General features: G+C 38.5%; 18 protein-coding genes and 1 tRNA gene. 5 read left to right on the plus strand and 14 right to left on the minus strand.

Going from position 1 to position 21076, the window contains the following annotated elements; translation table 11 throughout:
• Positions 1 to 24: 24 nt before the first annotated feature.
• The 7 genes from OQZ33_RS03110 to OQZ33_RS03140 all read right to left on the minus strand — a co-directional run bounded on the left by OQZ33_RS03110 (position 25) and on the right by OQZ33_RS03140 (position 6712).
• Entirely contained in the window at positions 25 to 399 is a 375-nt protein-coding gene (locus tag OQZ33_RS03110; protein WP_265797587.1) for a DUF1801 domain-containing protein, read from the minus strand.
• On the minus strand, positions 390 to 806 hold the full coding sequence (locus OQZ33_RS03115; RefSeq protein WP_265797588.1) for a hypothetical protein: 417 nt from the start codon (positions 804 to 806) through the stop codon (positions 390 to 392). Before OQZ33_RS03115 ends, OQZ33_RS03110 begins: the two co-directional genes overlap by 10 nt.
• 55 nt (positions 807 to 861) lie before the next feature.
• Entirely contained in the window at positions 862 to 1356 is a 495-nt protein-coding gene (locus OQZ33_RS03120; protein ID WP_265797589.1) for a DinB family protein, read from the minus strand.
• A gap of 957 nt (positions 1357 to 2313) precedes the next feature.
• Positions 2314 to 3072: an SDR family NAD(P)-dependent oxidoreductase gene (locus OQZ33_RS03125; protein WP_265797590.1), complete on the minus strand. Its 759-nt coding sequence runs from the start codon at positions 3070 to 3072 to the stop codon at positions 2314 to 2316.
• Positions 3073 to 3156: 84 nt separating this feature from the next.
• Positions 3157 to 4098, minus strand: coding sequence for a helix-turn-helix domain-containing protein (locus tag OQZ33_RS03130; protein WP_265797591.1), 942 nt, complete (start codon positions 4096 to 4098; stop codon positions 3157 to 3159).
• A gap of 89 nt (positions 4099 to 4187) precedes the next feature.
• Positions 4188 to 4547, minus strand: coding sequence for a hypothetical protein (locus OQZ33_RS03135; protein WP_265797592.1), 360 nt, complete (start codon positions 4545 to 4547; stop codon positions 4188 to 4190).
• A gap of 662 nt (positions 4548 to 5209) precedes the next feature.
• On the minus strand, positions 5210 to 6712 hold the full coding sequence (locus tag OQZ33_RS03140) for a serine hydrolase (RefSeq protein WP_265797593.1): 1503 nt from the start codon (positions 6710 to 6712) through the stop codon (positions 5210 to 5212).
• Positions 6713 to 6930: 218 nt separating this feature from the next.
• On the opposite strand from OQZ33_RS03140, the gene OQZ33_RS03145 reads away from it, so the two are divergent.
• The 5 genes from OQZ33_RS03145 (at position 6931) to OQZ33_RS03165 (ending at position 12666) form a co-directional block, all read left to right on the plus strand.
• Positions 6931 to 7746: an SDR family NAD(P)-dependent oxidoreductase gene (locus OQZ33_RS03145; protein WP_265797594.1), complete on the plus strand. Its 816-nt coding sequence runs from the start codon at positions 6931 to 6933 to the stop codon at positions 7744 to 7746.
• 77 nt (positions 7747 to 7823) lie between these two features.
• On the plus strand, positions 7824 to 8672 hold the full coding sequence (locus tag OQZ33_RS03150; RefSeq protein ID WP_265797595.1) for a helix-turn-helix domain-containing protein: 849 nt from the start codon (positions 7824 to 7826) through the stop codon (positions 8670 to 8672).
• A gap of 443 nt (positions 8673 to 9115) precedes the next feature.
• Positions 9116 to 10837: an alpha/beta fold hydrolase gene (locus OQZ33_RS03155; protein WP_265797596.1), complete on the plus strand. Its 1722-nt coding sequence runs from the start codon at positions 9116 to 9118 to the stop codon at positions 10835 to 10837.
• A 176-nt stretch (positions 10838 to 11013) separates the two neighbouring features.
• Positions 11014 to 11466, plus strand: a complete 453-nt coding sequence (locus tag OQZ33_RS03160; RefSeq protein WP_265797597.1) for a hypothetical protein — start codon at positions 11014 to 11016, stop codon at positions 11464 to 11466.
• 345 nt (positions 11467 to 11811) lie between these two features.
• The gene (locus OQZ33_RS03165) at positions 11812 to 12666 is read left to right on the plus strand and encodes a DUF6624 domain-containing protein (RefSeq protein WP_265797598.1); all 855 of its coding nucleotides are present in this window, start codon (positions 11812 to 11814) and stop codon (positions 12664 to 12666) included.
• A 440-nt stretch (positions 12667 to 13106) separates the two neighbouring features.
• Here OQZ33_RS03165 and OQZ33_RS03170 read toward each other — a convergent pair whose 3' ends face one another.
• The 7 genes from OQZ33_RS03170 to OQZ33_RS03200 all read right to left on the minus strand — a co-directional run bounded on the left by OQZ33_RS03170 (position 13107) and on the right by OQZ33_RS03200 (position 20351).
• The gene (locus OQZ33_RS03170; protein ID WP_265797599.1) at positions 13107 to 14510 is read right to left on the minus strand and encodes an MFS transporter; all 1404 of its coding nucleotides are present in this window, start codon (positions 14508 to 14510) and stop codon (positions 13107 to 13109) included.
• A gap of 498 nt (positions 14511 to 15008) precedes the next feature.
• Complete coding sequence (locus OQZ33_RS03175) at positions 15009 to 15161, minus strand: hypothetical protein (RefSeq protein ID WP_265797600.1); 153 nt, start codon at positions 15159 to 15161, stop codon at positions 15009 to 15011.
• 420 nt (positions 15162 to 15581) lie between these two features.
• A tRNA-Leu gene (locus OQZ33_RS03180) sits at positions 15582 to 15665 on the minus strand.
• 47 nt (positions 15666 to 15712) lie between these two features.
• Positions 15713 to 16477, minus strand: a complete 765-nt coding sequence (locus tag OQZ33_RS03185) for an MBL fold metallo-hydrolase (protein ID WP_265797601.1) — start codon at positions 16475 to 16477, stop codon at positions 15713 to 15715.
• Positions 16478 to 16526: 49 nt separating this feature from the next.
• The gene (locus OQZ33_RS03190) at positions 16527 to 16799 is read right to left on the minus strand and encodes a hypothetical protein (RefSeq protein WP_056849748.1); all 273 of its coding nucleotides are present in this window, start codon (positions 16797 to 16799) and stop codon (positions 16527 to 16529) included.
• Positions 16800 to 17036: 237 nt separating this feature from the next.
• Positions 17037 to 17687: a LolA family protein gene (locus OQZ33_RS03195; protein WP_265797602.1), complete on the minus strand. Its 651-nt coding sequence runs from the start codon at positions 17685 to 17687 to the stop codon at positions 17037 to 17039.
• A 57-nt stretch (positions 17688 to 17744) separates the two neighbouring features.
• Entirely contained in the window at positions 17745 to 20351 is a 2607-nt protein-coding gene (locus tag OQZ33_RS03200; protein WP_265797604.1) for an FtsK/SpoIIIE family DNA translocase, read from the minus strand.
• Positions 20352 to 21076: the final 725 nt, after the last annotated feature.

Genomic DNA, 21076 nt, shown 5'->3' on the forward strand with positions numbered 1-21076 from the left:
TTATTAAGTTTTATGTTGTCTGTTTTATAAACTTAGCCAGTTATTTACAAACTGCTCCAATGCAGATTGCTTCATTTTGATGTCTTCCACACCGTAAAACCGAGCTTCTCTTCTATCTTTCCAACTCCCTTGTAAAAACGATGAATCTTCAAGCATTTTGCCATCATAAAAGATAAATATAATTTGAACATATCCCTTGGCCCTAAGATTAAACGCAGCCATATCATTTTTGCTATAAAAGCTTGGTGCATTCCATTTTACCCTTTCCGTTATATCACTGTTAGCATTGATAATGATGGAACGCAACAGCAATATCTCCTCCTTATAAGGATGATTCAACTGGTTGATAAATTCATCAACTTCGGCTTTGCCATTTAAACTAAGTTTCTTCAACGGCATGATGTCTTTGTTAGTTGAATATCCATCCACTGTTGCCACTCTCCATTAATTCTTTGTTCCCAAGTACCTTCTATTTTATTAAGCTTAAATTTACCTTGAAAACGCTCACTATCAGCAAAAATGAGAATGATGTCATCAAATATTTTTATTGTAGATATTGATATTGAACCATCGCTTCCAAAGGCTTGTGTTCTGAAAACATCTTCTAAATCATCATAATGAATAATTTCTATCGAGCTAGACTTCATATCCGCAAAACAGACATCCACATAATGTATCATAAAAAAAGCGCCGTCTATCCATTTATACACATCGGTACCTATAATGCTCTTTCCATCAACTGTATGTCCTTGGGTAGTCCAATTTCCTACAAAGGGTTGTAAAAGCTCCAGTTTTTTGTTCCTCATTAACGTTTATCTTTTGAATTCAATTGATGCAAACAAGTGCAAATTTAGTTAACGATTACATATAACTCATTCCTGCGTAGCCCAGCAACCTTCTCCACAGTGCAATTTGTCCGATGCAATTGGCTTCGCGATAGCTGGTAAAACTAACCATATCAAACAAAGTCATTTCCATGCCTGGCATTTCTATTTTTTGATTCAATTTTTCTTCTGATGCATTACTCAATGCCTCCTGCAGCGAGGGTGAAATCGACTCCCAATCTTTTTTAAAATCAGCTAATGAAGGATAATTAGCGTCATCAATTATTCCATGGTTATCTTTAAAAAGTTCACCTGTTAAAAATTCAGCATCAATACCCAATAAGCTTGCAAGATAATAGCGACCAGAAACCACACTCCCGGTTATCCAAGCGATGTGGTTTGCTTTCGTATCCAATCGTTTTTGTGCATCTGCTTCCTTTATCTCGTCTAGCGCTCTTACGAGAAAATCGGTCTGCATATCGTATAGCACCATAAAACCATAAAGTTTGCTGCATTTTGGCTGTACACTCATATTTAATTGGTTTATTAAAGACAAAATAAAATTAGCCAATACTATAAAATTGATGTGTTGCTATTTAGGTCATATTGAGGGGGTAAATCAGACAGACAAACTCCTACATAAGAGCAATTACGACGAAAATTTAAGCAGGCGCCAAAATGATAAACCAACTAAGTAAATAGTTTTCAACACTATTTCTGAAAATGTTGATAATTATTGAATCATTCAGCGTTTCTACTATAATATTTATGATAACTTAATGTTATAATTACACTAACCAAATAATCAACATTATGAGCACTTTCCTAATTATCACCGCAGTATTTTACATATTATCTTTTGGTCTTATGTTATATTGTTATTTCTCAGCTGAACAGATTCCCAGCGATGACGAAAAATTTTAATACGTTCCAATCTAAATTAACGCTCATCAAGTATTCATTTAAAAATGAATAGCAATATCTGTATTCCAGCTATTCGAAAATCAGATCCACTACTTCCCATCAATCCACTTTAAAATACTTGTGGTTGTTCATGTATAGCACAGAATTAGAAATACTACAAGGAGTACAATTAAAAACCCAAAGAATTGGCCAACCTTCAAATTTTCGTTTTGAGGTTGATTGATAATAATCATCAAAATTCTTATGCTCATTTTCTACCCTATTTACCCCATTTTCAAATTTTGGATCAGACAGGTTGCTCCTAATATATATTCGGTTAGTGTACAAAACTAACTTTTAAACTCAACATTAAAAAATATGTCGCAATATCAATGAGATTTTGCTGCCTAAAAATTTAAATGGATAATCTCATCATACATTTGAACTTTGCATAAATACCTCTATATTTTAAATCTCACAAAAAACTTAGATAATTATTAAATGAGCATTTATCATATAATCTTTATAAAAGCAAAAACCCATTTAACAGATTGTTAAATGGGTTTTAGATATGTACTAGATGGAATTAAGCTCTGAATCCACCAGATACTTCAATTCTTTGTGCATTAATCCATTTAGCATCATCTGAGCAAAGAAATGCAACAACGCTTCCAATATCATCAGGCAAACCCACTCTTCCTAGGGCAGTTTGTGAAGAAATAAGCTGGTTATATTCTGCACTGTCACGAACGGCACCGCCCCCAAAATCTGTTTCGATAGCTCCAGGAGCAATAGAATTAACTCTGATTTTTCTGCTTCCCAATTCTACAGCCTGGTATCTTGATAATGAATCTATGGCTGCTTTCATTGCGCCATAGGCTGAATAACCTGCAAAAGAGAATCTTGCCAACCCGGAAGAAGTGTTCACCACGCTGCTTCCATCATTTAATAAAGGCAATAACTTTTGCGTTAAGAAATAAGGTCCTTTAAAATGGATATTTGTCATTGCATCCAATGTTTCTTCAGTTGTAGTTTCGAAACTCTCGTTAATTCCGATTCCGGCATTATTTACTAACGCATCTAATTTTGCTGAAGAAAATTGGGTATCTAAAAGATTTTTTACCTCCGAAACAAACTGATTAAATCCAGCAGTTGAGGAGATATCCAAATGTAATGCAAATGCGTTTTGCCCTAATGCTTCGATTTCTTTTACTACTTCGTCAGCAGATTCTTTCTTTGTTTGGTAGGTTAGAATAATATCAAATCCTCTATTTGCTAATGCGATAACCGAATCTTTACCCAACCCGCGGCTGGCACCTGTTACTAAAGCTATTTTACTTGTCATTATTTTTCGTTTTAATTACTAAAACAAAGATCATCAACAAAGCTAACGAGGCGTTTGTACAAATCAAACGAAAATTTGCGAAAATCAAACAATAGCTAGTTCTCTGAAATGTTGTGGCGACTGATTTCCATATTTCTTAAAAAAATTTGAGAAATGCGCTACCTCTTCAAATCCTAATGTGAAGGCAATTTCAGAAACATTCCAGGAAGTTTGTGTAAGCAAAATTTTGGCTTCTCTAAAAATGCGGCTGCCGATAATTTCGCCCGTGGTTTTGCCTGTGGTATCTTTCAAAACTCTGTTAAGGTGGTTGATATGAACGCCTAAAATCCCGGCGAAATCTGCTGGGGTTTTTAGTTTTAAGATTTGACTAAAATTTTCAATCGGAAACTGTCTTTCCAATAGCTCGATAAATAAGGTTGTGGTTCTCGAAGCGGCAGTTTTAATGTTTTCAACCGGCAGAATAGGCTTTAATTTTTGCCCAAAATGAATCAGCTCCATCAAATAGTTCCTTAATAAATCGTACTTATAAATATAATCAGATTGTATTTCCTCATGCATTTTTAAGAAAACCATTTCAAATTTTTGATACTGTTCTGTTGATATTTGATAGACGAAATCGCTTTGTGGCGAAAAAACAGGCAGATTGTCGAGTTCTAACCCAATCTTTGAGGCAGGAAGAAAATCTTTGGTAAAAACGCAAAAATGTCCAGATTGCTCGGTACAGAGATGGGTGTAGTTATAAGGGATTTTAGGAGAAGCAAACAGCACAGCGCAATCGTCAATCACCACCGTTTTATCTGCATATTCCACTCTATTTTGCCCGCTAATTAAGCTTATCTTGTAATAAGTTCTCTTATTGTAAGGCATACCTGTTTTCGAGGTGCAGGTCTTGGCAATTTCTGAAATATCAAAAACATTGAAATGGCCAACATCTTTATGAATGTTATCCGTTAGAAATTGATTTATATCAGGACAGCTTTCTCCCAATATATCCTGATAAAATTCTTTGATCGTGATGGAGTTCATTTTATTTGTAAAAATCAAAGATAAGTCTTTGAAATATAAAATCAAGATTAATATTCACGACCAGAAGCAAGTCTCACACCCGGTTCATTTTAATCAACTGACAAGGGCTGGAACTTCCTTTCAAAGAAGAACCATAATGTTTTTCTTACAATTTCTGATCGGTTGTAAAAGGTTCTGCCATATAGCATTCCATTGCCTACACCTTCACCGTAATTATCACTTTCTTTAAGGTGTCGTTGTAATTGATTGATGAAACTCTTAATATTTTTATCTAGAGTTTTTGAGATTACCCGAAGGCTTAGGTTCTCAAGTTCACTCTCTGATACCCGCCCTCCTCGCACTGCGATGGCATGGATGCAAAAATCATCGTCAAAGATATCCGTATCACGATGTTTCTGGAATTCTACAGAAGTCAAATAAACTGCAGAGTAGACCTCACCGTGACTCAACGAAAGGTCCTCTTTCTTTTTAACTGTTTTTGCAAAATCTTTTTTTCAGTTCGCTTCTCTATATAAACGTGTATTTCCGATTTTTTTTATCAGTACCTCAAACTCACCGTAAAAGTTGTTAAAGGAATAATAATATTGATAAGACTTGCATAACTGCTAAAGTAATAATAAGTGATTAAACTTCTAAAAATGGAAGTAAGGTAATTTTGCTATCCTATTTGTATGTGATAAATCGGGAAGAATAAGCTTACAAATTGATAAGTTAAAAGAAACGATGATCTTTCAAGATTTATCTATCAAGCAGTAAGAGTGACAAACATATCTATTGACCAAATGGAGTAATTGCCTAGGTCAAAGTGGTTAGACTATTTATTTCAAGCAGAAGAATATAACTGTACCTAAAACGTATTTGCGCAAAAAAAGCCCTGTAGATATTTAATTTACAGGGCTTTAACATTCACAAAAGTACCCCGAAGAAAGATTACTTTACACAGCTAGATGAGCTCTGTACTGTTTTAGAACCCATAATCCTTGATTTGAGGAATAAAGGATTCATAGAATAACTCCTATATATGCCTTGCGGAGGTACCGCAAGGCAATAAATAAAGAGCTAAGATTTTTGGCTGGGTATTTACATTTTTTGTAAGGCACTAAATGCGGGCTCAAAGCTTCTTAGCATGGATGGTCCGCCCCTGCACCAAAATAAGTTCCTTTATCTTTCCGTTTTCATCAGAAACAAATTCTACCGTACCATTAATATCCTTGGAGAAAAATTTAGTCTGGCTTTCTGCAAGTACCGCGATTCTCCGCTGTCCGGTGGCCTGCGCATAAAGCTGTTTTCCCTCACGGGTAATGCTCAGGATGAAATTTGGCGCAAGCTCGTATCGGCCAATATAGTTTTCCAGTGTGGTTTCTGAAACCTCGGTTATAGTAATGATTTTAGTGTTATAAAGCCCCTTAAAGCCATAAACCTTGGCAATGCTGTTGATGACTTCCGGAATGATGCTACCATTGTCGGAATTGACCATAATCACCAAGCCATTTCCACCGTCCAGGCTGCCATAGTAAGCCGACTGAAATCCACGGTTGGATCCTCCATGACCAAAGTATTTGGTACCCTCAGGAGATTCGATGAAAACACCAAGCGCTGAACTATTGGTGTTTTCGTATGGGCTCAGGCGGATTTTGGTATCAGACTGATTTAATACCTTATCCGACTTACCCTGCAAAGCCAGCTGGGTTTCGATGATGTACTTAGCTAGCTCGGATGGATTGGTCCAAAGGCCGGCTGCCGCCTGCTCAGGGTAAATGTGATAGCGTCCTTTCAGCGGTGATCCATCAGCTAAATAACCAGTGGCAAGATACTGCTTTTTATTATCCACAGGCGGCTGGGCAAAAGTACTTTCATTCATGCCCGTAGCTTTAAGGATGTTATTGTTTAGATAATCCTGGTAAGGTTTGCCTGTGATATCAGCCAGCAATTGTTGGCTGATGGTCGTCCCGCCGCCCGAATACTGCATTTTCTCTCCGGGCGCAAATTGCGAGCGTACCGGATCAGAGTTAGCCGGCTTTTCTCCGTTTAAAATCTGGATGGTGCTGGGCAAAGGATCCCCCACCTCGTAGCCACCAAATCCGTGGACGCTAAGGCCCGCAGTATGACTAAGTAGGTTAGCCGTATTGATCTTTTTGCCCCTGGAAAGGGAATCATATGGAAACTTCCAGCTTTTCAGATAGGTATTAATGTCGGCATATAGGTCCAGCTTTTTATCGTGGAAGAGTTTAATCATGGCCAGAGCGTTAAAGGATTTACTGATAGAGGCCGCCTGAAAAAGGGTTTTAGTTGTAGTTTTGGTCGAGGAATCTGCCATGCCATAAGCCTTGGCAAAATCAACCTTATAATCTTTGATGACCGCAATACTCAACCCCTTGACCTTATAATGTTTCATCCTATCCTGAAGATTCATTGGTTTTTCGCCACTAATGAGCGTTTGGCCCGTCAGGTTGTTCTCCACCTGAGTAATTCTTTCGCTCAGTCTTTGCTGGGCTGAACTAAATAGGACGCAGAAGCAAAACGTGGCAGAGAGCAGGCTGGTAAAAAATACAGTCTTTCCAGAATGGTCCTTAAAAGTGCTGAAGTGGGGCTTATCTCCTGAGGAAAGATTCATAGCGATGTGATTTAGGTATGGCTAAGCTACTAAATTATTGCAACGGTAAAGTAATCCTGAACAACTAAAAATCGGCGTTGGAAAGCTTTAGTCATCACAGGTTCACCAAAGCGAGCAATCAATTCATTTTTTTCCTCCCTTTTGTATTAAAAATTCCCCGTTTTGTATAAACCCGGCCAGATACCTGAGACTAGATTTGCAGTATAAAATTCAGAAAGATGAAAACAATTTTAATAACAGGTGCATCACGGGGTTTTGGAAAGCCCTGGGCAAAATCATTTTTAGAGCGTGGGGATAAAGTAGCGGCGACGGCGAGGAAACTTTCGGATCTTGATGATCTAAAGAATGAGTTTGGGGACTCGTTCACCCCAATCATGCTGGATGTCGATGACCGGAAAGCGGTGTTCGAAGCGGTAGCATTTGCAAATTCCGCTCTGGGCAGTATTGATGTATTGATCAACAATGCCGGTTTTGGATTATTCGGTGCCATTGAGGAAGCCAGCGAAACTGAGGCCAGGGGGCAATTCAATACCAATGTGTTTGGTCTGCTTTGGGTGACACAGGCCATCCTGCCGGTAATGAGAAATCAGGGCCATGGCCATATCATACAGGTATCAAGTGCACTAGGATTGACCGCCATCCCAAATTTAGGGATTTACAGCGCTTCGAAATTCGCCGTGGAAGGTTTGAGTGAATCGCTGGCTGCTGAAGTAGCAGGATTCGGGATCAAGGTGACCTTACTAGAACCAAATGGCTTTGCTACGGACTGGGCAGGCGCTTCCGCAGTACAAAGTGCTCCACTGGAAATCTATGATCCGATCCGTCAGGCGATGAAGGATAATGCAAAACCCGGCGATTATGGCGATCCGCTCGCCACCTCGCCGGCAGTATTACAGCTCATTGATAGTGAGCATCCACCTTTGAGGTTATTTCTCGGCAAGGTGGCTTATCCCTGGATCAAGTCGGTTTATCAAAACCGGCTGGAGACCTGGGAGGCCTGGAAAGAGGTTTCTTTAGCGGCACATGGCAGCTAGCAGGTTATTTTAAGCATTATATTTTACTGACAAATCTACGCCGGATAAGGTGTAGGTTTGTTTAAATTCTTCCCCCGATGAAACATTATAAAACCATCAGTGAGTTCCATAAAAGCAGTGGCTTCGCCCAGCCCGAGAACCCTTTGATCAGCCTGGTCAAATGTGGCGGAAGCTGTTCAAGTGGTTATCAGCAGTTTACCACCGACTTTTACATGATCGGCTTTAAAAAACTCAAATCCGGTACCTTTGGATATGGCAAGACCAAATACGATCACCAGAACGGCTCGATGTCTTTTACAAGGCCCAGACAAATCATTGCCTTTCAGGATCTGGTGTTCGAGGAGGATGATTTTCTGATTTTTTTCCATGAGGATTTTCTTTTGGCCCATGCCCTGTATCAAGATATCAAAAAGTATAGTTTTTTTGATTATGAAGTCAATGAAGCCCTTCACCTCTCGCCGAGTGAAGAAAAAATAATATGGGAACTGCACGATAAGATAAAATCGGAATACCTAAACAACCAGGACGAGTATAGTCGGGAGATTATGATAGGTCACATCGTGTCCATACTCAGGTATGCGCAGCGCTATTATAAAAGGCAATTTATCAACCGCAAGGAGGCCAGCGGAAAAACATTGTCCAGATTCAATCAGATTCTAACGACATACGTAGCGGGTGGCGAAATAAGAGGATTACCATCAGTTACTTTTATCGCCCAGCAGCTCAATACTTCTCCACATTATCTGAGTGATCTGTTGAAGCAGGAAACGGGAAAGACTGCCCTTGAACTGATACATATTTTTTTGATTTCGGAAGCCAAAAATCTGTTGAAAGGCTCCGCACAAAACATATCAGAAACCGCTTATATGCTGGGTTTTGAGAACCTCTCCTATTTTTCCAGGCTTTTTAAAAGCAGACAGGCTTGAGTCCCAAGCAATTTCAGAACCTAAATTAAGGAAAGTGCAGTTTAGTCTAATCAATTTATCCGGGCAGGCTATAAGTAATTTTACCATTATGATCAAGAAAATTCAGTTTTGCTTTTTCATTTGAATGGGGATTTTGGCAGCTATGACTACCCAATACCGTAGAGAACTGACCAACTGCAAAAAGTTTTTGAATATTTAAGACATATTTATTATCAATTGTTTGACTGGATCATTTTTTACTGAAACCACCTGGCACCAGTTTTTTCCGAAATCTTATGCTGTCACAGTCCGAAATCTCCATATTAACGACGTTTCTGTCCCTTCTTCTCTAGCATTTGCCAGGCGTCTATCGGGTTGATTATACCTAGGTCGAAATAATATAAAAACCCTGTACTTGCAACCTTTTTCCTCGGGATCTCATCATAACTGAAAACGGCCTTAAAATGCAAAAAAATATCCCTTCTAGATACGCGACTATTAAGTTTTTTCTCGTTATTACACTCGCACCTTTTATTTTTATAAATACTGGCGTTCATGCCCAAGACAGGCAAGTATCAGGAAAAACTATAAATGCACACACCCTCCTGCCAGTTCCTTTTGTTAGTATCGGCCTTAGAGGTAAGGCTATCGGTACCGTTTCTGATTCACTGGGGCAATATAGGCTAAGCTATCGCCCAGATGAAACCTCTAAAACAGATTCGCTCATATTCTCGGCAATAGGTTTTCAGACCGCTAGAATGAATATAGAACAGTTCATCAATGGAAACAAGATCATTTCTTTAAAGGAGTTGCCTCTAAACCTTAAAACCGTGGAAATAAATGCCGGGCAAAGAAAAATAAAAAGCTATGGACGCTGGTCGGCTAATCTGGTGTTCTTCCCTGCAATGTATAAAAATATACCTAGATTCAGCGATGAAAAAGGCCGCGAACAGGCGACTATTCTTAAAATAGACCCGGATGTTTACCTAAGAACACTTAATTTCGGCATCAACAGAAGACATTTCAAAAAGATAAAGTTCAGACTGAATGTATATGGAATTAAAAATGGAATTCCCGAACAGTCCTTGCTGGGTAAGGATGTGGTGTTCGATGTGTCTGGCTCATCTGAGCAGGGAATGCCGAAGGTCCAGACCATAGATTTGCGTCCTTACCAGATCGAGATAAAGGGAAGAAAAGAAATTGCCATTTCGCTGTCCATTCTTGAACTCGAGTCTTTACCCGGGGACACGAGCAGGCAGGCATTTTTTATCCCTTCATTCCCCAGTCCGCTGCGCTCAAGCCTCTACAGAATAAAAAGCGAGGCAACGTGGCAAAAAGTTTCCAGTTCGCATTTGCTTATTGGCCTGGAAGTATCAACCAGGAAAACCAAAAATATGAAGGAAGAAGAACAGGAGGAAAACCTGGATGGGATAACGCAAGTTGATCCGGAGATATCCGGGGCATTGTACGGAAACAACAATGGAAAGCGTATCAAGGTGGCAAACGGAGAAATCTATTATGAGAGTTATGGAAAAGGTACTCCACTGATTCTGCTCCATGGAAACAGCGAGAGCATCAACTCGTTCCGAAACCAGATAGCATCGCTAGCGGAACATTATCAGGTCATTGCCATAGATACCCGTGGACATGGAAATAGCATCAACCGAGATACGATGGCCTATAGCTACAGGCTTTTTGCGGATGACCTAAAGGCGGTAATGGATTCCATCAACATCAAAAAAGCGAATGTACTGGGTTGGAGTGATGGCGGAAATACAGCCATTGAGTTTGCTTTGAAACACCCTGGCAAAATAAATAAAATGGTCCTGATGGGCGCAAATATTTTTCCGGGCAGCAGGGCCATAAAGGAAGATATTGTCCGAATGTTTGAAAAACGTAGAGATAGCCTGATGAATCTTCAAGATGCCGCATCCAACAACCAGTTGCGACTCACTCAATTGGTATTACGGGAACCCCGGATAAATGAAGATGAGTTAAATAAGACAAACATTCCCACACTGATCCTGGCTGGTGAGTCTGATGTGATTAAATCGGAACACACCCTTCTAATCCACTCCCATATCAAAAGTTCCAGCGTGCAAATCGTCAAGGGTGAAGATCACTACTTACCATTAAAAAACCCCAAACTTTTTAATCAAATCGTACTTGATTTCCTCAGTCATTGATTAATTGAATAAGTAATATGGCCACAAAACATCAGAATATAGTACCATACCATTCATTTCGTATTCGCCTTATTGGCGTCGAAATGATTCAAAGATATCTGATACAATTTCGTCCGATGGTTATAGCGATAGTAAAACTATTATAGCGGCGAAAGGTTATTGAGTAAAATTATTCTATGAAATCTAAACTATACGCGCTATCCCTTATTTTTTGTTTTTTCTTTATCAGCTGCAAAAAAGATGCACAGGATGATCCAACTGTTAACGATCCTGAAGCACTTAAAGTAAAAATAACGGGTAATTGGATAACCACGGCGGGCAAAATTGAGTATTATGATGCCTCAGGGAAGCTTGCCAAAACCGTAGACCAACCCGTTCTAAATGGACAAGCCTGGGAATTTGCCGGTGATAATTCCGCTAAAAGCGTTGATGCCAGGGGGACTAGAACATATAACTATAGTTTCTATAATAACAATAATATCAATTACATCAGCATCACAAATAATCCAACCGAAACCTATAAGATCACCATAGATAATGATAAAATGACATGGTCTACGGAAGTACCGTATAACAATGACCCAGCCTACACTACCGCGAAGCTGACCTATTATTTTGTAAAAAAATAAATCGTCGGTAAAGGTTTCAAGCATCTTGAGCATTGATTGGTGAATCCGAATAACTAGATAGCGAACCTTGGTAATAAGGCGTATAACACGCTTAGACGTTATTGTATTGCTTGTGCCAAATCGCCAAACCGGAAAATCAGTGCATATCTTCTGTCCTGAAATCCATTACTTGATAGTTAATGATTGTTAAAAAAATGTTACCGGCACGGAAAACAACTATATTCACGAAACATCCGAACCATCCTTATCCTTATATTTACACTAATCATTAGAGGAATGCTTAAAACACTTTTTTTCTTTGCAATTTTTCTATCTACGGTTGCAGTTGCCTCAGCCCAAAATGAAATGATCAAATACTTTACATTAGTAAATAAGGCGGACAGTCTATCAAAAGCAAAAAACCTTGTCAAGGCAAATAATATATATCTAAAGGCATTAGCCATTAGTGATAATAACCCTGAAGTATCACTATCAGCCGCAAAAATCAATTTACAGCTCCAGCGGTTTAAACAGGCTGGAAATCAAATCCGAAAAGCCGCCAGAAATGGAGCAGATCAGAATATGATTGCAGCGGACAGCCTCATATTCACCTTTTTTAAGCAAAACCGGCAATTACAGAAAGGTGTAGCTGAAATGAGACGTATCTATTTATCAGAGATTAAAAACCTGGATGAAAGAACAGCCCTTTTGACTATGGTGGAGAAAGATCAGACCTTAAGATCATTGCTTGGAATCCTTAATTTCAAGAAAGTAGATTCATTAATACATATCAACGATATGCAGAATATGGCAAGTTTGAAGGCTATCATGGATAGAATCGGTTTTCCCAGTCGCGAAAATGTAGGCAAAGACGGTGCTGATGCAGCATTTATTTTGTTGATGCACACATTCAATGATGGATCAAATGACGAAAGAGATCTCAACGAGATAGAACCTTTGATGAGAAGTGCCGTTCTTGCGGGTAAATTCCCCCCTTATTATTTAGCTATTTTGATTGATAGGAACAAAGGACTTAAACGTCAGAAACAAATCTATGGTACTTATTGGGAAATAGACAGAAAGAGTGGTAAACGAATTATCTCAATGATTGAGGATATTTCAAACGTAGATGAGAGGAGAAAAGAAATTGGACTTCCTTCATTACGATATGTTGCGGAGCAACAACTTCTGATTATACCTGAAGGTTATAATGCTTTTTAAAAATAATGCTCAAGTGAGAGCAGTTCTTGATATGTTAACCTATTACTGAAAATTTTAAATTTGGCTGTGATGAATACATTCAAGATGATTTGTCAAGAAGTCGCTATTGCATAACCTTTAGACTCCTGATCACAATCTCAAGAGCTAAACAGTCTTGGTATGCCAATCCATCATCACTTTACATTGTTATGGTCTGAGCAAATTTAAGATCGTCTGGGGTTTAACAATCTTCGAGTTGTTCAACCATAGCCAACACTTAAACTATAACTTCGAAACTAAAATTCTTACTGAAGTTGAGATATAGTTTTCGAAATAAAAGATTGCCATTCCTGGAAGAAATTAAAAACAGATGAATTGAATAAATGTAATCCATCGTATCAATCCATTTTTAGTTGGTCAGATTTTCTTTATACCCTTCGAGCGGAAGCGACAAACATTGATTATTTCAAATTATCACCATCCTTAAAATGAAGTCTTCTGAAAACAAAACCGGATAAAATAGTCAGTAGGCCTACGACGAGGAAAGTGTAGCGGAAAGCATTGTGAATATCATCATTGATAAGTTTGCTATCCCCCTTGAATACCTTCAGTACAATTAGTCCAAACGCAACCCCAAAACCAATGGCAAGTTGCTGGTTGACTGAAACCAGCGAATTACCGCTACTGGTGTGGTATCCTCTTAGGTCAGCAATTGAAATGGTATTCATTGCGGTGAATTGGATGGAATTGAAAAACCCCAACACGGCAATGATGGGTATGTAATAATAAATTGAAGCTCCGATGGCAGGAATAGCCATACTACAAATCAGCAATCCAATGATAAAAGTATTCGCCATCAAAGTGTTCCTGTAGCCGAATCTATTCAGGATTTTTATGACCAGGGATTTAGCGATAATAGCCGTTAAAGCCATTGGTGCTATAATCCATCCCGAAACAACCGCCGATTGATAATAAGCAATCTGAATCATCATCGGTAATAATAGCGGTATGGCGCTAATGCCCAGACGTGTAGCCAGATTGCCGAGTATTCCTACTCGGAATGTCCGGACTTTAAAAAGGTTTAATGGAAAAATCGGATTATCATCACTTGTCGCGTGACGATAGTAAAAATAGAGCATGGTCACACCGAGTAACATTATACCCAGCGCAGGGGTGATATAAACGACGTCGCCAAAAAGCTCAAGTGAAACCGAAAGTAGTAAGGATGCGCTGGCAAAGATCAAAAAACCTCTTAAATCAAAATCAATCACTGCTGAGCGGTAGTCTGGCATATACCGGAGGCTGAGCGCGATACCTATCAAGCCCATTGGAATATTGATTAAAAAAATCCAGTGCCAGGATAAAAAATCGACCATATACCCGCCGACCAGGGGACCTAATACCGGACCGATTAATGCAGGTATTATCGCAAAATTCATTGCTTTCAGCAAATCCTTTTTGGGAAAGGTTTTTACTAATGCTAATTTTCCCACCGGCGTCATCAGACTTCCACCGATCCCTTGTATAATCCTGGATAAAACCAGCTGGGTCAGATTTCCGGATAACGCACAAAAAAGCGAACCAAGCGTAAAAATTATCAATGCGAAGATGAATACTTTTTTGGTGCCAAATTTGTCAGACAGAAAGCCACTCACCGGCATGAAAACAGCAAGGGTCAACACATAGCCAATAATTGCATTTTGCATATTTAATGGTGACTGGTTGAGATCCCGGGCTATTGCCAGCAGCGATGTATTTAATATCGTTGAATCGAGCATCTGCATAAAAATAGCCGTTGCTAGTATTATAGGCAGTATACGTTTCGTTCCTTCCACATTTTTTTGTTGTGGGTTATTATTGTTCATTTACAAACTTATTCAATTTTCATTCAGCCGAAGCAATGCATAAATTCAGCGGTAATATTTGTTTATTCCTTCAACGGGGCGAATCTTCATACGGCGTGTATTTAAATCCATGGTCATCTTTCACCGCAAAATTGCCTAAATAAAAATAAATAATGCCATACTAGAGAGCAGTTTAACTTTCAAATTAGAAACCATTTGTTGTAAAGACCCATGTTTTTATAAATGGACTCCTGACATCAGGAAAAAAATTGCTCAGATGTAAAGCGTTTTTGTGCTACATCAGGTCCGAGATATCCAAGTATTGTTCCTGAATACATTTCTTGACATTTTCCGGTGCCGCTTACCCAAGTACTAATGTCAGCCCCTTACCACCTAACGAAAAGGAAATGTCGTATTTGATTAGTATTTTTTTTTGTTCCATTTAACCTAAACAGATAGATTCGGAATAATTAATAACCGTGTTATCGGCGTTAAAACTGCCAATTTGTAATTATGCTGCTATTGCGCCCTTCTTTTTTCGTCAAATGATATGTTTTTATTATTTCCAGAAACTTTCGAGCGACCAAACAAATAGGTAAGGTTTAGATTAAAGGTATTGTAATTGTAATCTGTTTTCTGTGCATGCACAAAAGTATTGTAACGTATGTCCATCTTGATTGGAGATTTCGCTAGGGGTGATCAACTCATTTCGGAATTTAAGGTCAGTCTGTTTCGGGCTAAACTGACCAGTTCAACAAATTGATAATTAATATCATACAATTGAGTCTGTGTTTTCTTGTACTGGTCAATCCGCTACGGATACACCTGGTCAATCAAGCCGAAATATCCAATTAAGGAACTCAAAATTAATGTAGCTTCATAAATGGTACGAAAACTTATTCTCCACAATATATCTTCCAGTCAAAAGAGTTCAAAAAAAATCTGCTAATCCCCCCTTAATTACAAGAGCCCTTAGCAGGAATTCTTTGAACAACACTTAAACTGCATTAAAGGCCGATTTGAACATAAAAAACCGGACTTTTTTATGTTCAAAATCCGGTTTATGCCCTAAGCAGGAATACTTTGAACATGTACTCGAGAGGAGATTCGAACTCCCACACCCGTACGGGCGCCAGCCCCTCAAGCTGGTGCGTCTACCAATTTCGCCACCCGAGTAAGTGGAGTGCAAATATAATTTTTTTTTAGGTTTTGGAAACAGAGATTTACAATTGAATTTTCAATCCATCGTAAGCCAACCTGATGTTAGTTGGCAAATGCTTTTCTACGGATTCATGCAAACCCAAATTGTGACTGATATGCGTTAAGTAAGTAATCTCTGCACCAACCTTTTGCGAAAATTTCATCGCTTCGTTTAAGGTGAAGTGAGAAATATGTGGTTCATGCTGCAAGGCATTTAGCACCAATATTTTTGTTCCCTTTATTTTTTCAAAACTAGCTTCGGGAATAGTTTTCGCATCAGTGATATAAGTAAAATCGCCAATCCGATAACCCGTGATCGGCAATAAATGATGCATGACTTCAAATGGTATGATCGTGTTCTCCCCTATTTTAAAATCTTCGCCGTTGTTAATGGTGTGAAGATTAATTTGCGGCAAACCGTGATATTTAGTTTCTGCAAAAATGTAATAAAATTCTCTTTTTAAAGCAGCTTGAACACGTTCTGTAGCATAAACATCTATAACCTTATGGAGTAAATAATTAAAAGGCCGAATATCATCTAAACCAGCAATATGATCTTTATGCTCGTGGGTAAATAAAACCGCATCCAAATCCTTGACTTTTTCACGCAAGAGCTGATAACGAAAATCAGGACCACTGTCGACAACAATACTTTTGTCGTTAGTTTCAATTAAAATTGATGTTCTTAACCTGTTGTTTTTCTTGTCGGTAGATGTACAAACTTCGCAGTTACATGCAATTACAGGAACCCCTTGTGATGTACCGGTGCCTAAAAAAGTAATTTTCATCGTAATGAAACTTCCTTTCTACATCTATAATCTGCTACCTGCGCTTGCATTAAAATAATTCGGTTTGTTGTAAAGAATGAAAAAATTGTCGTTGCTTTTCGTCTAATATATTTTCATCAGGATTGGTTTGCTTAACCAAAGCAACTAAAGCTGCTATTTTTCCTTCCAAATTGGAGAATTTATTAACCACGATAATCTTATTATGCTCCAGAAGACAGGAACCCGTTTTAAAGTTACCCTTTTCATAGCGAACCTTAAAACCCATCGCAAAAAGCAATTGCTCTAGCTTCTCTAAAGTATGGTTTGTTAGTGGCAACGACATTGCAACAAACTTAGAGAAATCTATGCAGCATTCATAAAGACAGGCATGATTTTTTTAATCGCTTTTGTTAAGGCTTATTTTAAAGATTAGAGAGACTCAGGCGACATGCGACCATAGAAGAGATTCCTCACCGCGTTTAGAGCAACAAAAGTCGATTGGTACATCTTGCAACAGAAAAAGGTTCAGCTGTTTCCAACTGAACCTTCTAAAATTATGTCCCGCAAAGCGGAAAAAAAATTATCTTAAATCTACTACTTCAACACCTGGATATTTTTTTGCATCGAATGCAAAAGTAGCTTCCGGGATATTTACGTTAGGAGAAAAAGTTTTCACATTGTAAGTGTATTTGTTTCCATTTTTATCAAACAACACCACATTCGCAATTTGCTTAGCAGCCTTATCAATACTTAAACGAACTTTAAAAATTGATTTCTTTGCATCTACCGGAGTCAAATCTATCATTTGATAGGTTTTCGCTCCAACTTTTTCTTCGCCCGTATAAATGTATTTAAAACCTTTTTCGTAAACGGTAAAGATTTTTGCAGGATTAATGGCATCGCCGCTGTTATCTACATTGCTCACTTGCACTTCTTTGTCCTTTTTAAGGTAAGTCCATTGGCTTTTACCATCGCTAAATAATTCTTGATTTGTCATTGCGACTTTGTACTTATTGGAATTGGCTTTCACATACAAAGTACCTTGCTGTGTTTCTTTTACCTTAGCTTTCGGATTATCCAAAGTGAAAGAGAAATCTGTTTTCACAATGTTATACGATTTGTATTTTCTACTTACTTCTGCTAAAATCGCCTTCGCCTTTGCATCAGTTTGAGCATAAGTTGATGTTGTAAAAGCAACTACAACCATTAATGCTGAAATTAATTTCTTCATCTTATATTAAATTTTTTCTTTGAAATGTTAGAGCGATTTTTTTAGTATTGGTTTAATCTAGCCTTTGTCATCCATACTATTCAAGAACTGTTCCAAAGAATATTCATCTGGATATAAAACTTCCCGAGCTTTACTTCCTTCAAACGGACCAACAATTCCGGCAGCTTCCAACTGGTCGATAATTCTACCAGCACGGTTGTAACCCAACTTCAGCTTACGTTGAATTAATGATGTAGAGCCTTGCTGATGCATCACTATCAATCTGGCAGCATCCTCAAAAAACTTATCACGCTCGTTCGGATCGAAGTCGGCCTTACTACCTTCTCCAGCCTCGTCTATGTATTCTGGCAATTGGTAGGCATCCGAATAGCCGCGTTGATTACCAATAAATTCAGAAATCCGATCTACTTCCGGTGTATCAACAAAAGCACACTGTAGCCTGATTAAGTCGCTTCCGGTAGATAAAAGCATATCTCCACGGCCAATTAACTGATCTGCACCGCCACTGTCTAAAATTGTTCTTGAGTCAATTTTCGAAAGCACCCTAAATGCTAACCTTGCAGGGAAATTGGCCTTAATGGTACCGGTTATAATATTTACCGATGGACGTTGGGTGGCTAAAACTAGGTGAATACCAATGGCACGGGCCAACTGCGCTAAACGGGCTATGGGCGCCTCTACTTCTTTACCAGCCGTCATCATTAAATCGGCAAACTCATCAACAACTAAAACGATGAAAGGTAAAAAACGGTGCCCGTTGTTTGGGTTCAGCTTCCGCTTGATAAATTTATCGTTATACTCTTTTAAATTTCTAACCTGCGCATCTTTCAGTAAATCGTAACGCTGATCCATTTCAATACAAAGCGAATTCAGTGTATTAACCACTTTCTTAGTATCGGTAATAATCGCATCGGCTTCTCCAGGTAGTTTAGCCAAAAAATGGCGTTCAATTCTGTTAAATAAAGTTAACTCCACCTTTTTAGGATCGACCAATACAAACTTTAATTGTGCCGGGTGTTTTTTGAATAACAGCGAAACCAAAATGGAGTTAATCCCAACCGACTTACCCTGACCCGTAGCCCCGGCCACTAATAAATGGGGCATTTTAGCCAAATCAGCTATAAAAACTTCATTGCTGATGGTTTTACCTAAAGCTATCGGCAAATCCATGGTGTTGGAAGTCCATTTTTCGGTGTTCAAAATGCTACGCATCGGCACCATTTCTGGATGTTGATTTGGAACCTCGATACCTATTGTTCCCTTTCCAGGCATTGGCGCAATAATACGAATACCCAGCGCAGCTAATGAAAGCGCAATATCATCTTCCAGGTTTTTAATTTTCGAAATCCTTACGCCTGGCGCTGGAATAATTTCATAAAGTGTAACCGTTGGACCAATTGTAGCCTTAATCTTATCAATTTCAATATTATAATGATTAAGCGTTTCTACAATTTTATTTTTATTGGCTTCCAGCTCTTCGGCGTTGACAGAAATTTTATTGGTACCATAATTCTCTAGCAAATCAACTGTCGGGTATTTATAACCCGCTAAATCTAGCTTCTCATCATAATTACCAAATTGTTCAACTAAATCTTCCGATTTTTTCTCTTCTTCCGTTTTTTCAATTGTAAATGCAGGTTCCTTTTCTTCCTCCTGAATAGTTGGCTCCACTGTTAAAGGCATAGAGGTGGCTGCTGTTGCTGCTGTTGATAATGGCAAATTCGTAGCCAGCGGCGATAAAGTTACAGGGGCAATCACCTCTTCTTCTTGCTCTTTTGCTTCGTAACGGTTGGGCTGTATCACTACATTTTGCTGTCTGCGTTCGGTGCTTACGGACGGTTTATCACGCAAAGGAAACTCGATCGGTGCCGATGCCTCCTCCACCTCTTTATTTTGAGAAAATTTTTCCCTCACCTCATTTACATAATCAGGCGTTTCGTTATCCAGATAAACTTCTTTTTCCTTACGCTCTGGAAATTTAAAATCGATGTTATAAGCGATGATCAAAATTGTTAAACCGGCGAAAGCAATTAAGCCAGCTACACCAGCTGCCCCTATTTGCGCCGCCAATAACTTATTGCTCCAATAACCGAATTCCCCCTCAACATAATGTGGCGACTCCGACCAAAAGCCGTGAGCAAAACCTAAGGTAAGCGAGATGAACAATAAGAAGAAAAAACTGTATCCTAAAGTTTTAGAAATGGAAAGAATCTTAACCTTGAATAACAATCTGTATCCGATAATGAAGAAAGCCAATACAAATAAAAACGAAGCAATACCGAACCATTCGTAAATAAATTGATGAGATAATAAGGCACCAAATTTACCTAACCAGTTTTGTACAACCGGAATAGTAACGCCCGAATCTTTAAGTTCCTCAGCTGTTTTAAACAAATTTCCCCAGCCGCCGTTGGCATCAATAACATAACTCTGGTCATCTTGCCAGGTAAATAAATAAGATGTAAAAGCTATTAAAAAGTAAAGTGAAAGGATAACAAAAAACAGGCCTACAATTTTTATTGCACGTCCATCCTGCAAGTCGAAACTTGGTAAATATTCTCTTTTTTCTTTCGGCTGGCGATTTGACGATGGCCTACCTGACGCATTTTCTGCACCTTTATCTCTGAATGTGTTGGTTTTAAACTGGTTTCCCCTTACCGCCATTTTCTGTACTAATGTTAATATTGAACAAATATAAAATATATAGTTGTATCTCTTGCGTTTTTAAATCAGCCTTAAAATAAATAAAATTATTAAGCCAGTATTAAACCTTAAACAGAAAAACTTGTCTATTATTTTAACAACACACAAGTTGTACGTTTTGTCAAATGAAACGGATTTTGTTTTAGGTTTTATCCCGTTTTGCCTGGAGAGGTTAAACGGGATTTTTATTTTAAAAAAGCATGTTCGGTTTTTTATCGCAGCTGTAGCCCTGCCATCCGCTACAATTTTTATCAAACTTCTGTTATTGTGAGGGGTAATTTATTTCATGAAAATCAATATAATGACTTTAAGAACGGTCTTGCCTGCCTGCGGCAGGCAGGCGAGGCACCAGGCAATCTCCTTTAATAAAAGAATACAACAAATGAGATTGTGTCAAAGGCATTCCTCTGGAGCTTCTATCGATGAAAAATCGATTTCGCAAAGACGGAAAGTTAGAAACGTCAATGGTAGGCACGAAGAATCTGTTTCATAGCTTGCAGATTCTTCGTGCCTCAGAATGACAACGTATTCAAGATTGTAACAACGAAAAAGTATTTCCGCTTTTATCGGGTTTATTTAACCAACGTTCTAAACTCTATCAAAACCCTGCTCCTGCAAAATCGTATGTCTTGTGCTTTGCCTCTACGCTTCTATATATTTTAAGCTGAGGTTTCAAACTCCATTAT

Source organism: Pedobacter sp. MC2016-05 (assembly GCF_026239735.1).
In the GTDB taxonomy this organism is placed as follows: domain Bacteria; phylum Bacteroidota; class Bacteroidia; order Sphingobacteriales; family Sphingobacteriaceae; genus Pedobacter.

What these genes read in the sequence shown, in the direction of transcription:
- OQZ33_RS03195 (WP_265797602.1), bottom strand. Translation starts at nt 17,687, where the DNA reads ATGAAGAAATTAATTTCAGCATTAATGGTTGTAGTTGCTTTTACAACA.
- OQZ33_RS03140 (WP_265797593.1), bottom strand. Translation starts at nt 6,712, where the DNA reads ATGAATCTTTCCTCAGGAGATAAGCCCCACTTCAGCACTTTTAAGGAC.
- OQZ33_RS03185 (WP_265797601.1), bottom strand. Translation starts at nt 16,477, where the DNA reads ATGAAAATTACTTTTTTAGGCACCGGTACATCACAAGGGGTTCCTGTA.
- OQZ33_RS03115 (WP_265797588.1), bottom strand. Translation starts at nt 806, where the DNA reads ATGAGGAACAAAAAACTGGAGCTTTTACAACCCTTTGTAGGAAATTGG.
- OQZ33_RS03145 (WP_265797594.1), top strand. Translation starts at nt 6,931, where the DNA reads ATGAAAACAATTTTAATAACAGGTGCATCACGGGGTTTTGGAAAGCCC.
- OQZ33_RS03190 (WP_056849748.1), bottom strand. Translation starts at nt 16,799, where the DNA reads ATGTCGTTGCCACTAACAAACCATACTTTAGAGAAGCTAGAGCAATTG.
- OQZ33_RS03130 (WP_265797591.1), bottom strand. Translation starts at nt 4,098, where the DNA reads ATGAACTCCATCACGATCAAAGAATTTTATCAGGATATATTGGGAGAA.
- OQZ33_RS03165 (WP_265797598.1), top strand. Translation starts at nt 11,812, where the DNA reads ATGATCAAATACTTTACATTAGTAAATAAGGCGGACAGTCTATCAAAA.
- OQZ33_RS03125 (WP_265797590.1), bottom strand. Translation starts at nt 3,072, where the DNA reads ATGACAAGTAAAATAGCTTTAGTAACAGGTGCCAGCCGCGGGTTGGGT.
- OQZ33_RS03120 (WP_265797589.1), bottom strand. Translation starts at nt 1,356, where the DNA reads ATGAGTGTACAGCCAAAATGCAGCAAACTTTATGGTTTTATGGTGCTA.
- OQZ33_RS03155 (WP_265797596.1), top strand. Translation starts at nt 9,116, where the DNA reads ATGCAAAAAAATATCCCTTCTAGATACGCGACTATTAAGTTTTTTCTC.
- OQZ33_RS03160 (WP_265797597.1), top strand. Translation starts at nt 11,014, where the DNA reads ATGAAATCTAAACTATACGCGCTATCCCTTATTTTTTGTTTTTTCTTT.
- OQZ33_RS03110 (WP_265797587.1), bottom strand. Translation starts at nt 399, where the DNA reads ATGCCGTTGAAGAAACTTAGTTTAAATGGCAAAGCCGAAGTTGATGAA.
- OQZ33_RS03200 (WP_265797604.1), bottom strand. Translation starts at nt 20,351, where the DNA reads ATGGCGGTAAGGGGAAACCAGTTTAAAACCAACACATTCAGAGATAAA.
- OQZ33_RS03150 (WP_265797595.1), top strand. Translation starts at nt 7,824, where the DNA reads ATGAAACATTATAAAACCATCAGTGAGTTCCATAAAAGCAGTGGCTTC.
- OQZ33_RS03170 (WP_265797599.1), bottom strand. Translation starts at nt 14,510, where the DNA reads ATGAACAATAATAACCCACAACAAAAAAATGTGGAAGGAACGAAACGT.
- OQZ33_RS03175 (WP_265797600.1), bottom strand. Translation starts at nt 15,161, where the DNA reads ATGGACATACGTTACAATACTTTTGTGCATGCACAGAAAACAGATTAC.